This is a genomic window from Bradyrhizobium sp. 132 (assembly GCF_023074185.1).
GTDB lineage: Bacteria > Pseudomonadota > Alphaproteobacteria > Rhizobiales > Xanthobacteraceae > Bradyrhizobium.
Genome location: NZ_JADPKY010000173.1, coordinates 41,946 through 54,444, shown reverse-complemented (window position 1 = coordinate 54,444; position 12,499 = coordinate 41,946). Strand labels below are relative to the sequence as shown.

Annotated in this window: 18 protein-coding genes; 10 read left to right on the top strand and 8 right to left on the bottom strand. The window is 64.4% G+C overall.

From position 1 onward, the window contains the following. Window positions 1-84 precede the first annotated feature (84 nt). Entirely contained in the window at window positions 85-327 is a 243-nt protein-coding gene (locus IVA74_RS38405) for a hypothetical protein (RefSeq protein WP_247353027.1), read from the bottom strand. A 297-nt stretch (window positions 328-624) separates the two neighbouring features. Between IVA74_RS38405 and IVA74_RS38400 the strand changes: the two genes are divergently transcribed. From IVA74_RS38400 to IVA74_RS38380, 5 genes are all read left to right on the top strand, one after another. Next, window positions 625-1,077 (top strand): nuclear transport factor 2 family protein, encoded by a 453-nt coding sequence (locus IVA74_RS38400; RefSeq protein ID WP_247353025.1) that lies wholly within the window; start codon window positions 625-627, stop codon window positions 1,075-1,077. A gap of 213 nt (window positions 1,078-1,290) precedes the next feature. Next, the gene (locus tag IVA74_RS38395; RefSeq protein WP_247353023.1) at window positions 1,291-1,731 is read left to right on the top strand and encodes a nuclear transport factor 2 family protein; all 441 of its coding nucleotides are present in this window, start codon (window positions 1,291-1,293) and stop codon (window positions 1,729-1,731) included. Between the two features lie 214 nt (window positions 1,732-1,945). Beyond that, window positions 1,946-2,851: a hypothetical protein gene (locus IVA74_RS38390; protein WP_247353022.1), complete on the top strand. Its 906-nt coding sequence runs from the start codon at window positions 1,946-1,948 to the stop codon at window positions 2,849-2,851. 193 nt (window positions 2,852-3,044) lie between these two features. Then, window positions 3,045-3,467, top strand: a complete 423-nt coding sequence (locus tag IVA74_RS38385; RefSeq protein ID WP_007596788.1) for a hypothetical protein — start codon at window positions 3,045-3,047, stop codon at window positions 3,465-3,467. 109 nt (window positions 3,468-3,576) lie between these two features. Further along, complete coding sequence (locus IVA74_RS38380; protein WP_247353021.1) at window positions 3,577-3,756, top strand: hypothetical protein; 180 nt, start codon at window positions 3,577-3,579, stop codon at window positions 3,754-3,756. Between the two features lie 40 nt (window positions 3,757-3,796). Here IVA74_RS38380 and IVA74_RS38375 read toward each other — a convergent pair whose 3' ends face one another. From IVA74_RS38375 to IVA74_RS38365, 3 genes are all read right to left on the bottom strand, one after another. Beyond that, window positions 3,797-3,943 carry a hypothetical protein gene (locus IVA74_RS38375; RefSeq protein ID WP_015688514.1) on the bottom strand — a complete coding sequence of 49 codons (147 nt, stop codon included), beginning with the start codon at window positions 3,941-3,943 and terminating at the stop codon, window positions 3,797-3,799. A gap of 199 nt (window positions 3,944-4,142) precedes the next feature. Then, window positions 4,143-4,625, bottom strand: a complete 483-nt coding sequence (locus tag IVA74_RS38370; protein WP_247353020.1) for a MaoC family dehydratase — start codon at window positions 4,623-4,625, stop codon at window positions 4,143-4,145. Beyond that, complete coding sequence (locus IVA74_RS38365) at window positions 4,625-5,077, bottom strand: MaoC family dehydratase (RefSeq protein ID WP_247353019.1); 453 nt, start codon at window positions 5,075-5,077, stop codon at window positions 4,625-4,627. The genes IVA74_RS38370 and IVA74_RS38365 overlap by 1 nt, the downstream gene beginning before the upstream one ends. Window positions 5,078-5,234: 157 nt before the next feature. On the opposite strand from IVA74_RS38365, the gene IVA74_RS38360 reads away from it, so the two are divergent. Beyond that, window positions 5,235-5,531, top strand: a complete 297-nt coding sequence (locus tag IVA74_RS38360) for a DUF4282 domain-containing protein (RefSeq protein WP_211381495.1) — start codon at window positions 5,235-5,237, stop codon at window positions 5,529-5,531. Between the two features lie 149 nt (window positions 5,532-5,680). Here IVA74_RS38360 and ychF read toward each other — a convergent pair whose 3' ends face one another. The 4 genes from ychF to IVA74_RS38340 all read right to left on the bottom strand — a co-directional run bounded on the left by ychF (window position 5,681) and on the right by IVA74_RS38340 (window position 8,641). Next, complete coding sequence (gene ychF / locus IVA74_RS38355; protein ID WP_247353018.1) at window positions 5,681-6,778, bottom strand: redox-regulated ATPase YchF; 1,098 nt, start codon at window positions 6,776-6,778, stop codon at window positions 5,681-5,683. 5 nt (window positions 6,779-6,783) lie between these two features. Then, a complete protein-coding gene (gene pth, locus IVA74_RS38350) occupies window positions 6,784-7,389 on the bottom strand; it encodes an aminoacyl-tRNA hydrolase (protein WP_247353017.1) in 606 nt (201 codons plus the stop codon). 58 nt (window positions 7,390-7,447) lie between these two features. Further along, entirely contained in the window at window positions 7,448-8,167 is a 720-nt protein-coding gene (locus IVA74_RS38345) for a 50S ribosomal protein L25/general stress protein Ctc (protein ID WP_247353015.1), read from the bottom strand. A gap of 222 nt (window positions 8,168-8,389) precedes the next feature. Further along, window positions 8,390-8,641, bottom strand: coding sequence for an accessory factor UbiK family protein (locus tag IVA74_RS38340; protein WP_247353013.1), 252 nt, complete (start codon window positions 8,639-8,641; stop codon window positions 8,390-8,392). A 168-nt stretch (window positions 8,642-8,809) separates the two neighbouring features. Between IVA74_RS38340 and IVA74_RS38335 the strand changes: the two genes are divergently transcribed. The 4 genes from IVA74_RS38335 (at window position 8,810) to pgeF (ending at window position 12,498) form a co-directional block, all read left to right on the top strand. Further along, on the top strand, window positions 8,810-9,541 hold the full coding sequence (locus IVA74_RS38335) for a dienelactone hydrolase family protein (RefSeq protein WP_247353011.1): 732 nt from the start codon (window positions 8,810-8,812) through the stop codon (window positions 9,539-9,541). A gap of 210 nt (window positions 9,542-9,751) precedes the next feature. Then, window positions 9,752-10,594 (top strand): prolipoprotein diacylglyceryl transferase, encoded by an 843-nt coding sequence (gene lgt / locus IVA74_RS38330; protein ID WP_247353009.1) that lies wholly within the window; start codon window positions 9,752-9,754, stop codon window positions 10,592-10,594. A 21-nt stretch (window positions 10,595-10,615) separates the two neighbouring features. Then, window positions 10,616-11,734, top strand: a complete 1,119-nt coding sequence (locus tag IVA74_RS38325) for an SAM-dependent methyltransferase (protein ID WP_247353007.1) — start codon at window positions 10,616-10,618, stop codon at window positions 11,732-11,734. After that, the gene (pgeF, locus tag IVA74_RS38320) at window positions 11,731-12,498 is read left to right on the top strand and encodes a peptidoglycan editing factor PgeF (protein ID WP_247353005.1); all 768 of its coding nucleotides are present in this window, start codon (window positions 11,731-11,733) and stop codon (window positions 12,496-12,498) included. Before IVA74_RS38325 ends, pgeF begins: the two co-directional genes overlap by 4 nt. Window position 12,499: the final 1 nt, after the last annotated feature.

Here is a 12,499-nt window from a genome sequence, read left to right as displayed (position 1 = left end):
GATGCTTTCCGCCTCGCCCCGCAAGCAGGGCGAGGGAATGGACCGCCGATGCGGCGGCGGGGTCGCTGTCTCTAAATGACGGGACTACAGCTTCCCCTGCCCGTTCACGTGGCTCTGCTGTTGCCGCTGCCTGTCCTGCTCTTGCTGCTCTTTCGCGTGGTGGCGACCGTAGAGGCAACCGGCGGCAGCGCCGAGGACGCCGTGATGGCCGGCATAATGGCCGGCAACGCCACCGACGACGGCGCCCTTGATGCAGCCCTTGGCGTTGGCGGCGGAGGTCGCTCCCAGCATGAGAAGTGCGGCGGCGATGGCGGCGAGGGATTTCATGGATCGATGTCTCCGAATGCGGTGTCGGCCTTTCAACAAGCGCGGGCGCGTCGCGGTTCCATAAGCGTGAGGCCTCATGGTGTTGTGCGTTCGTACAAGGCTTCGCGCGCCATGCAGCCGAACGCGGTATGAACTTGTGCAGGCGCCAGGCCGCTCAACCCCTAATTGCAGCCATGAACCTGGCATTGCGCTTGCGCGTCATATCATCTGCAACAGTGGTGTTGCGGATTGCCGGTGTCCGAGGCCGCGCGTTAGCTTTGCGCGCAAACTCCACACGGCCAATGGGGGACGGGCGGAATGACAGTCGAGACGCTCAATCGGCAGCGCGTGCTGCATCTGCTCGATGCCATCGCCGGCAGCGATCTCCAGGCCGCGCTGTCGTGCTGCACCGACAACGTCGACTTTCTTACCCACGCGCCGATCGACGTGCTGCCGCACATGGGTCCCTGCCATGGCAAGAAGGAGCTTGGCGAATTCTGGCGCACCGTGCAGGAGCGATACGCCGATATCCGCTACGAGGTGCCGCAGATCGTCGCCGAAGGCGACACGGTCGCGGCCTATTTGCGCGTGTTCTTCAGGAAACGCAGCAACGACCGCATCATTCAGGTCGACATGGCCGTGTTCTACACTTTCCGCAACGGCCAGGTGGCGCAGATCCGGGAGATCATCGATTCCTTCGACCTGGTGCAGCAGGTGCTGGAACGTGAGATCGGCCCGCTGATCGTGGGCGATCGGGTGGACGGGGCGTAGTTCTCTCTCCGACCGGCCGGACCGGTAAACTACGGGGTCTACTCCAAATCCCGCAAACCAGGATCAATTGTGCATTGCGAAAACGTGAATTGCGTTTTGGCCGAAACGGCGTATTTTGTTCGTATACAAATGAGTAGAGCGACCCCGCGGCATCTTTCCTGTGCGCATGGGGTGGTTTTTGTTTTTCGCAAGCCAGCTTCAGGACTGCCCAAAATGACAGAGCACAGTCTCTGGCGTTTCTCGCGTGCGTTACACCGCGCGATCAACGACCGGCATTTCGAGGACATCGGGGCCCTGATCGACGAGGACGTCGAATGGGCACTGTACGGCCCGATCGACATGTTTCCGTTCCTCGGCGCACGCCAGGGCAAGGACGCCGTGCTCGAGGTCATCCGCCAGCTCGCTGACAATTTCCAGGTCCGCCGCTTCGACCGCGAGAGCATCATGCTCGGCGTCGATTCCGCGGCCTCGATGCTGCGCTATTCGCTGACCGCGCTGGATTCCAGCAAGCCGATCAGCTTGCGGGTCGCGCAGTTCGCCCAATTCAGGGCGGGCAAGCTCACCAGCATGCGCGTGCTGATCGACACGTTTGATTTGGTCGAGCAGGCACTCGGCCGCGCCATTCATCTGCCGAAGATGACCAGCGTCGGCTGAAAGGGACACCAACGGGCCCCGCTGTTCGGGACCGATGGCTGATGCTCCCCGCGATGCGTCCTGGCCTCCAGCCCCGCCGGATGCAATCGTGGAGAAGCTCGTCATCGGGCGCGCGCCTTTCGCGCGGCCCGTTGGTTCGCGGTTGATGGAACCGCCACAATTTCGCAATGATGGTTCCGCATTCTGAGCGCGAACCGGGCTGACGGGCAGGACTATGGAATTCGCGACAGGTTTTGGCTGGACCAGGCTGCCGGTGCTGGCGGCTGCGTTCATTTTGGGATCGGTGCTGACGGTTTCGGCGCAGATCATTCTGCCCACGGCCGCAGTGCCCGACGAGGATGCCGAGGCGGCCGAGGCTCCCGACGTCAACGACCCCGACGTGCTCCGCGGTATCGACATCGACAAGCTCGACTGGGGCCAGCTCGCGATCGACGCCGGCACGCTCAACGACATCATTGCCGCCAAGAAGCGCGCGCAGGCCGCCGCCAAGGACGGGCTGAACTGGGCGACGAACGCCAACGCCAACGGCTCCTCGGCGGTGACGGTGAAGCAGTCGGTGTCCTCGTTCTGGGACGCCCGTATCGGCGCCGACATGACGGTGACGAACGAGCCGCGGACGATGTCCGAGCTCCTGGCACAGAAGGCCACCAATGGCGGCAGCGTCCCTCAGTCATCCGGGAGCGCCTGGGCGGCCGCGACCGCGCCGGGCGCGGGCGCGATCTGGGACAAGACCGCGGTGGAAGCCCGCGTCGACCCCGGCGCCGAACAGAGCAAGCTCGGGGCGTCGCTGACCAAGTCGGTGCCGCTGTCGAACGACACGTCGCTGACGCTCCAGAACGGCTACAGCGTCAACCAGCAGGGCACCACGGCGCTGCCCGGCGTCGGCGGCCACATCACGCGCAATTACGAGACCGACCAGTCGGCCAAGGTCACCATCATCGACACCGGCACCAGCATCACCGCGGGCCAGTCGCTGTCGACCACCGACGACAAATGGCTGCGCAAGGTCGGCGCCGAGCAAAAGCTGTTCGACAACGTCACCGTCTCCGGCTCGGTCGGCGAGACCTCGCAAGGGGCGATCAACAAGAGCCTGACGGCGGGTTTCAAGAAGAGCTGGTAGCTGAGCGCCCGGATCCCTCCCCGCGAGCGGCGTTCAGACTCTCGTAACCATACGCCACGGCAAAACCCCCGAATGGACCACCCTTGCCGCACCTCGGCCAAGTTGCCGCCAAAATCCGACGCCCTAGTCCACTGACCGACGTCGTCGTGCGGGGGACACTCGCGCTGCGCTCAACGCGAACAGGGGAATAACGATGAACGCCATGCGTCCGGAAAAGACCGAAACCACCGAGACCGAGACCATCGACACCAACCTCGCCGCAGTGACGGAAGTCGAAGCCGGCATCCGTGACTTCGTCCGCAATGACATCGCCTATCTGCGCCGTCCGGCAGCGACCGCCACGGACGCGCCGCCGCTCGATCCGAGCGCGGAGGCCACCGTCACCAACGTCAATTCGCTGATCCAGCGCGTCGCCGGCACCTCGCTCGCCGAGATCGAGAATTTGATCTCCGAGCTCGAGAGCCTGCGCGACCTGCTCCACGCCGAAGGCCAGCGCGTCCAGCGCGAGATCTCCGGCTACGCCCAGCTCAGCCAGGCTGCGATGAAGTCGACCCGCATGATCGCCGACAACGTCTCGCAGTGGAAGCGCGCCGCCGACGGCCTGCGCAACAGCTGATCGCTGGCATCACGCATCACCAGCCGCCGCGTTCCGAAACGGACGTGGCGGTTTTGATTCGTGGGGTCTCGTTCCCCGATTTGAACTTTCCACCTCTCCCTGGCGACCAATGCCGAGCGCCCGCACCCTGCGGCCGGGCCGGGGGAATTTCATGGAAAGCATTCGGCCCGACAACACGGACCCGATACCGTTGCGGCCCGCGCCGAACCAGTTCGGCACGATCATGCTTCGTTTTGTCGGATTGCTGGCGGTTGCGATCGCCATATTGGCGTTCGTCTATAGCCGCTGAAGGCGGAGGCCGCGTTGCGGCCCGCGGAGTTAACGAACTCTTAACGGCTCGCGTCGACGCTCGAGGCTTCCAGGGTGTAGCCGCCATCGGCATAGCCCTTCACCACCATGCCGGCGACCAGCATCACGGCCAGCGTCGCGGTAGCAAAGATGAATCCGACCAGCTTGAGTGCGCCGCGGTCTGCCATGGTCCTCTGTCCCCTGTACTCTGCCCAGATCGATCAAATAGACAGCGACAGGTTCATAATTGGTTAGCAACTCGATGGTTCCGCCAACTGCTTCGCGGGAAAACCATGTTGCGCAGGCTTATGGCAGCCACCCGGAATCGCGTCCATAGCGCGGGAGCAACACTCGCACGCTGTTTTCGCCGTTCATCCTGGAACGAATCTAACCGCCCTGCACGCGCATCGGCACGAAGGCGCTGGCGGTGATGGCGTAGACTTCCTCGCCGCGCTGGTTGGTGCCGGTGGTGCGGGCGGTCAAGATGCCCCAGCCGGGACGCGAGGCGGAGCTGCGCTTGTCGATGACGACGTTGGCGTAAGCGACGGTGTCACCGGCGAGCACCGGCCGGATCCAGCGCAGATCGCGAAAGCCCGGCGACGGGCCCCACACCGCGATCTGCTCGCCGCGCGAAGCGGCCTCACGCGCCAAACGCTGGCCGTCCGCGACAAGCAGGCTCATGCAGGCGGAGCCGACATGCCAGCCCGAGGCCGCGAGCCCGCCGAACAGCGAGTTCTTGCCCTCCTCCTCGTCGAGGTGAAAACGCTGCGGATCGAACTTCGCGGCGAACGCCTTGATGGAGTCCGCCGTGAAATTGTAGGCGCCGATCTCGCGACGATGGCCGATCTCGATGTCCTCGAAGAACCGCATCAAACCGCCCCTTCGCGCCGCTTGATCAGGATCGGCGAGGTCATCTCACACAGCGCCTGCCCCGCCGCGTTACGCACGGTGCATTTGAACTTGACGATGCCGAGCTCGGGGCGGCTCTTCGAGGTACGCGCTTCCAGCACGTCGACGTCGAGCATGAGGTCGTCGCCAGGTCTCAGCGGCGACAGCCAACGCACCTCGTCCACGCCGGGCGAACCCAGCGAGGCGGCGCGAGTGATAAAGCCGTCGGCCATCATTCGCATCATCAGCGAACAGAGGTGCCAGCCCGAGCCGGACAAGCCGCGCAGCATGCTCTTGCTGGCCGCGTCCTCATCGAGGTGCATCGGCTGCGGATCGAACTCGGCGGCGAAAGCCAGGATCTCGTCACGGGTGACATGGCGCGGGCCGAATGTTCCGAACCGGCCGGGCGGAAAATCTTCGAAGGTCAGGGTCATCTTGGGAAAGCTTTGAGGGAATGACAGATTGTGGCCGCACTTTGCGGCAATCTCAACCCGCCGGCCCGCATGGCTCGTGCTACATTCGACGAGTCGGGCCGGACCCGCCTTTTGGTCAATTGACGCGGCGGGGGCGCGATTCGCCCGGGGGAAAAAGATGTTTTCATTCAGCGACCTGTTTCAATGGGACCGCTTTATCACGCCGACGATCATCAAGACCTTTTACTGGCTGGTGATCGCGCTGATCTGCCTGTTCGGCCTCTCCGGCATCTTCTCCGGCCTCGCGATGATGGCGATCAGCCCGTTCGGCGGTTTCCTGATGCTGCTGTCGTCGATCGCGAGCGTGGTCGTCGGCATCGTGTTCTCGCGCATCGTCGCGGAGCTGATCCTGATCATATTCCGCATCAACGAGCATCTCGGCGCGATACGGGACCAGGGCGGCGGATTGCGGTAGGGCTTCCGTGTCCCGGACGCGGCGCGGCATGAAATGACGCGACGCAGAGCCGCGACCCATGCATCTCCAATCGAGACTCCTGGGCCCCGGCTCTGCAGCGTTCCGCTGAAGAAGCGCTGCGCTGCGTCCGGGGCACGAACTCCAGAATCTTACGTATTAAACCTGAAATGCATCACGTCGCCGTCGGCGACGACGTATTCCTTGCCTTCGAGGCGCAGCTTGCCGGCATCGCGGGCACCGGCTTCGCCGTTGAGCGCGACATAGTCCTCATACGCAATGGTCTCGGCGCGGATAAAACCCTTCTCGAAGTCGGTGTGGATCACACCGGCCGCACCCGGCGCCTTGGTGCCGCGATAGATGGTCCAGGCGCGCGCTTCCTTCGGGCCCACCGTGAAATAGGTGATGAGGTCGAGCAGCGTATAGCCGGCGCGGATCAGGCGATCGAGGCCGGCCTCTTCGAGACCCAGCGTCTCCAGGAAGTCGGCGCGTTCGTCACGTGAAATGGTGGCGACCTCGGATTCGATTTTTGCCGAGATGACGACGGCAATGGCGCCTTCCTTGGCAGCCTGCTCCTGCACCGCCTTCGAGAACGAATTGCCGGTCGCGGCCGAGCCTTCCTCGACGTTGCAAACGTAGAGCACAGGCTTGGACGACAGCAGGCCGAGCATCCCGAAAGCGCGCTCCTCCTCCGCCTTGCGCTCGACGAGGCGCGCGGGCTTGCCCTCGCGCAGCAGCACCAGCGTGCGATTGACGAGGTCGAGCTGCTCCTTGGCGTCCTTGTCGTTGCCCTTGGCCTTCTTGGAGAGGTTGTCGACGCGCTTCTCGAGGCTGTCGAGATCGGCGAGCATCAGCTCGGTCTCGATGGTCTCGATGTCGGCGAGCGGGGCGATCTTGCCTTCGACATGGGTGATGTCGGAATCTTCAAAGCAGCGCACGACATGCGCGACGGCGTCGACCTCGCGGATGGTGGCCAGGAATTGATTGCCGAGGCCTTCACCCTTGGACGCACCGCGCACGAGGCCGGCGATGTCGACGAAGGTCAGCCGGGTCGGGATGATCTGCGCCGATTTGGCGATCGCCGACAGCTTGTCGAGCCGCGGATCCGGCACCGCGACCTCGCCGACATTCGGCTCGATCGTGCAGAACGGATAGTTCGCCGCCTGCGCCGCGGCCGTCTCGGTCAGCGCATTGAACAAGGTCGATTTGCCGACATTGGGCAATCCGACGATCCCGCATTTAAATCCCACGAGCGTTATTCCTTGCCGTTGTCGTCCTTGGTCAAAAATCCCTTCGCCTGCATGGCGAGATGCACCCTGTTGGCGAAGGTCGCGTCCGTGCCTTTGGCAACCAGTGCCGCGTGCTCGGCCACCGCGTCGCAGAGCGTCGCCACCCAGTCGTTGTCGGCCTTGGCGAAGTCCGACAGCACGTGGCCGTGCACCAGTTCCTTGACGCCGGGATGACCGATGCCGAGCCGCACCCGGCGGTACTCGTTGCCGATATGCGCCGAGATCGAGCGCAGGCCGTTGTGGCCGGCGATGCCGCCGCCGACCTTCACCCGCACCTTGCCCGGCGGCAGTTCGAGCTCGTCATGGAATACGGTGACGTCGCCCGGTGCGATCTTGAAGAAGCTTGCCGCTTCCTGAACGCTGCGGCCGGAATCGTTCATGTAAGTCGCCGGCTTGAGCAGGATCACGCGCTCAGTACCGAGCGTGCCTTCCGAGGTCTCGCCTTGAAACCTGCGGCGCCATGGCGCGAAACCGTGACGCCGCGCGATCTCGTCGACGGCCATGAAGCCGACATTGTGCCGGTTACGTGCGAATTTCGGGCCGGGATTGCCGAGCCCAACAAAGAGTCGCATGACGCGGCGCGCCCCTCGCTCGGCGCGCGATCAGAGACCGCGCGCCGGCTTTGAGAGATTACTTCTTCTTGTCGCCGCCGGCGGGAGCCTTGGCAGCGGGAGCTTTGGCAGCCGCTGCCGGAGCAGCACCCGCAGCAGGAGCGGCAGCACCGGCCGCCGGAGCAGCAGCACCCGCAGCCGGAGCAGCAGCCGCAGCCTTCTGCTCTTCGGCGTAGCCGGACGGCGGCACGATGGTCACAAGGGTCGCGTCCTCCGAGGTCAGCGCCTTCACACCGGCCGGCAGCTTGATGTCGGAGAGATGCAGCGAGTGGCCGATTTCGAGCGAACCGACATCAACCTCGATGAACTGCGGGATGTTCTCCACACCGCACTCGAGCTCGATCGCATGCGCAACGATGTTCACGGCGCCGCCGCGCTTCACGCCGGGCGAACCTTCAGCCTTCACCACATGCAAGGGAACGCTGATGCGGATGGTGGCGCCTTCGCCGAGCCGCATGAAGTCGACGTGGATCGGGAAGTCCTTGACCGGATCGAGGTGGTAGTCGCGCGGAATCACGCGGTGCTTGTTGCCCTCGAGGTCGATGTCGACCAGCGTGGTCAGGAACCGGCCGGCAAGGATGCGCGTGCGCAGTTCGCGATCTTCGATCGAGATCGTCAGCGGGGGCTGGTTGTTGCCATAGATCACTCCGGGCACTCTCCCGGCGCGACGCTCAGCCCGGGCGGCCCCCTTGCCGCTCTTCGGACGTGCGGTCGCCTTCAATTCCTTGACGGTCGCCATAACGTTAAGTCCTTGTTTTTGCAAAAGTTAATGGGCCGCAAGGCGGCCCATGGCATACGCCGCAGCAAGCCTCCAGGGGTGCGGGGGCCGCGGACGTAGCGGGCTTTTACCCGGAAGATGCGGAAATGACAAGGAGAATGGGCCGCCGGTGAGGACCGGATAGACCGGATGGAGCGGCGAAACCCGGGAACTTCATGCCGCGGTTCGTTCCCGGTTGGCGCCTTAGCCGCCGAGCTTGGCTTCCAGCGCCACGATGCGGGCCTTCAGGGCCTCGTTCTCTTCGCGGGCGAGCCGGGCCATGTCCTTGACCGCCTCGAACTCCTCGCGCTTGACCAGGTCCATGTCGCGCAGGAATTTTTCGGCCTGGGTGCGCAACACGGTGTCGACCTCGCGCTTGACGCCCTGGGCGGCACCGGCGGCATCGTTCATCAGCCGGCCGATCTCGTCGAAAAACCGGTTGTTGGTCTGGGTCATGTCGGTCTCCTGGCGGCCTTCGATAAACTCTGCGCGAATGCGCCGGGAGACAATGGCAACCCGTTTGGCCCGGTTCAAGGGCCGATCGGCGGTATCCTTGTCATGCCCCGGTTTCCTTGCAATCGTATTCAACGTCCCTGCATAAGAAGAATCACAAAGGCGCTCGAGATGATCGACCAGCAGATCGCGATCCCCACCAAGGACGGTCACACCGCAACCTTCATCAGCCATCCCGAACGCGGCGGGCCGTTTCCGGTCATCCTGTTCTACATGGACGCGCCGGCGATCCGCGAAGAGCTGCGCGACATGGCGCGCCGGCTCGCGACATCGGGCTATTACGTGATGCTGCCGAACCTCTATTACCGTTCCGGCGTGATGGAGCTCGGCGCGCTGCCGGCCGATCCGAACGCGCCGGAGCGCAAGCGCATGTTCGCGCTGATGGGATCGCTCACGATCCCCATGATCATGGACGACACGCGCGCGCTGCTGACCTATGCCGAGGGCCAGGCGGCCGCTAACACCAAGCTGATCGGCGCCGTCGGCTATTGCATGAGCGGCCGCTACGCCGTCAACGCCGCCACGCATTTCCCCGATCGCGTCAAGGCCGCCGCCTCGGTCTACGGCACGCAGCTCGCAACCGACCAGGACGACAGCCCGCATCTCGCGGCAGCCAAGACCAAAGCCGAGCTGTACTTCGCCTGCGCCGAGACCGACATCTACGCGCCTGCCGAGATCATCAAGAAGGTGAAGCAGGGCATGAGCGGTGCCAAAGCCGAGGTCGAGATCTATCCGGGCACCCATCACGGCTTCGCCTTCCCCAAGCGTCCGGTCTATGACCGCGACGCCGCCGAGCGGCATTGGGAGCGTCTGCTGGCGCTCTATCGCCGCAATCTCGTGTAGAACGGGATGGATCGATCTATCCGCGAGCTCGGTGCACCTCTCCCGCTTGCGGGGGAGGTCGGCGCGAAGCGCCGGGTGGGGGTTCTCTCCACACGGAGATTATCTCGAACGCGGAAACACCCTCACCCCAACCCTCTCCCGCAAGCGGGAGAGGGGGCGCAGCTCCAACGGGGCCGCTGCTTGCCCTTCACTCTGTAGAAGCAAGGCGCGATGCCCTTTCTGCTCATCGACTTTCCATCGTTCAGTCCGATCGCGGTCGAGATCGGACCGTTCGCGATCCGCTGGTACGCGCTTGGCTATATCTGCGGGATCACCTTCGGTTGGCTCTATGCACGTGCACTGATCAAGAACGACAGGCTATGGGCCGGCACCTCGCCGATCAGTCTGCCGCAGATCGACGATTTCATCTTGTGGGTGACGCTCGGCATCATTCTCGGTGGCCGCACCGGTTATATCCTGTTTTACAACCTGCCCTTCTTCGTCGAACATCCGGCTGCCATCTTCAAATTGTGGGAAGGCGGCATGGCCTTCCATGGCGGCTTCCTCGGATGCGTCGTGGCGGTGATGTGGTTCGCCTGGAAGAACGGCATCTCGATCCTGTCGCTCGGCGACATCACCTGCGGCGTTGCGCCGGTCGGGATTTTCCTGGTGCGGTTGACGAACTTCATCAATGGCGAGCTGTGGGGCCGCCCCGCCGACCCGAGCCTGCCTTGGGCCATGGTCTTTCCGACCGGTGGTAACGTGCCGCGCCATCCGAGCCAACTCTACGAAGCGGGCATGGAGGGTCTCCTGCTCTTCATCGTCCTCGCCGTGATGATCCGCCGCGGCGCCTTGAAGCGGCCGGGGCTCATTCTCGGCAGCTTCATCCTGATCTACGGCCTGACCCGGATCATCGGCGAGCATTTCCGCGAACCGGACGTCCAGCTCGGTTATCTCTGGGGCGGATTAACCATGGGCATGCTGTTGTCGATCCCGATGCTTATTGTCGGCGGCATACTTATCGTATTGGCTATCAGGCGCGGTGCGCCCGAGCCCGCAGGGGCTATTCGTTAATTCCTTTTGAGAAGATAGGCCGTGACCGACCAGCCGTTACTCAACGCGATCAAGGCGCTGATCAAATCCTCAGGCCCCATGCCGGTCTGGCGGTACATGGAACTGTGCCTGATGCACCCGCGCTATGGCTATTACGTTTCGCGCGATCCCCTGGGACGAGAAGGCGACTTCACCACCGCGCCCGAGGTCAGCCAGATGTTCGGCGAGCTTTTGGGCCTGTGGACCGCCTCGGTGTGGAAGCAGATGGGCTCGCCGCAATTCCTGCGGCTGATCGAGCTCGGCCCCGGCCGTGGCACCATGATGGCGGATGCGCTGCGTGCGCTCCGCGTGCTGCCGCCGCTCTACCAGGCGCTTCACATCCACATGGTCGAGGTTAATCCCGTCCTGCGCGACCGGCAGAGTGCGACGCTGGCGGGCGTGCGCAACATCGCCTGGCACGACAGCATCGACGACGTGCCTGAGGGACCGAGCATCATCCTCGCCAACGAATATTTCGACGTGCTGCCGATCCACCAAATGGTCCGTCACGAGAACGGCTGGCACGAGCGCGTGATCGAGGTCGACGCCAACGGAAAACTTCAGTTCGGCGCGGCGGCCGAGCCGACGCCGCGCTTCGAGGTGCTGCTGCCGCCTCTGGTGCGCGCCGCGCCCGTCGGGGCCGTGTTCGAATGGCGGCCCGATGCGGAGATCATGAAGCTCGCCAGCCGCGTGCGCGACCAGGACGGCGCGGCGCTGATCATCGACTACGGCCATCTGCGCAGCGATGCCGGCGACACCTTCCAGGCGATCGCGCGCCACACCTTTACCGATCCCCTGAAGGCACCGGGCCAGGCCGACGTCACCGCCCATGTCGACTTCCAGGCGCTGGCGCGCGCGGCCGAGGATGTCGGCGCCCACGTGCACGGCCCGGTGACGCAGGGCGATTTCCTCAAGCGCGTCGGCATCGAGACCCGTGCAGCCGCGCTGATGCAGAAGGCGACGCCTGATGTCGCCACCGACATTTCGATCGCGCTCAAGCGCCTGACCGATACCGGGCGTAGCGGCATGGGCTCGATGTTCAAGGTGCTCGGCATCTCCGAGCCGCGTCTGACCGGCCTTGCGGGCTTGAGCGATCTCGAACAGGCCGGGGGCGCGTCATGACGCTAGGCTCGTCGCTGCTGTCGGCGGTGCCCGGCCTGCGCCACGCGTTCTTCACCCGCGAGGGCGGCGTTTCAGGCGGCATCTATTCCGCGCTGAACGGCGGGCTCGGCTCCAACGACGATCAGGCCCTTGTCGCAGAAAACCGCCGCCGCATGGCCGAGCATGTCGGCGTCGCGCCGGAACGCTTTCTCAGCCTGCACCAGATCCATTCGCCCGACGTGCGCGTCGCCGACACCCCGTGGCCCAGCGGGCCGCGGCCGAAGGGCGATGCGCTGGTGACGAAGGTGCCGGGCATCGCGCTCGGCGTCTCCACCGCCGATTGCGGACCGGTGCTGTTCGTCGATCCCAACGCGCGCGTGATCGGCGGCGCACATGCCGGCTGGAAGGGCGCCCTCACCGGCGTGCTGGAGGCGACGATCTCGGCGATGGAAAAGCTCGGCGCCTCGCGCAGCGGCATCATCGCCGCGATCGGCCCGTTAATCCGCCAGGACAGCTACGAGGTCGGTAACGAGTTCGTGGCCCGCTTCATCGAGGCGGATGCGGACAACGCCATGTTCTTCATCCCGTCGGTGCGCGAAGGCCACGCGATGTTCGACCTGGCCGGCTTTATCCGGAAACGTCTGGAAGCCGCGGGCATCCTGATGATCGACGATCTCGGCCTCGATACCTACGCCGACGAGCGCTTCTTCAGCTATCGCCGCTCGGTGCATCGCAAGGAGCCGGATTACGGCCGCCACGTTCACGCGATCGCGCTCGAAGGGTAGG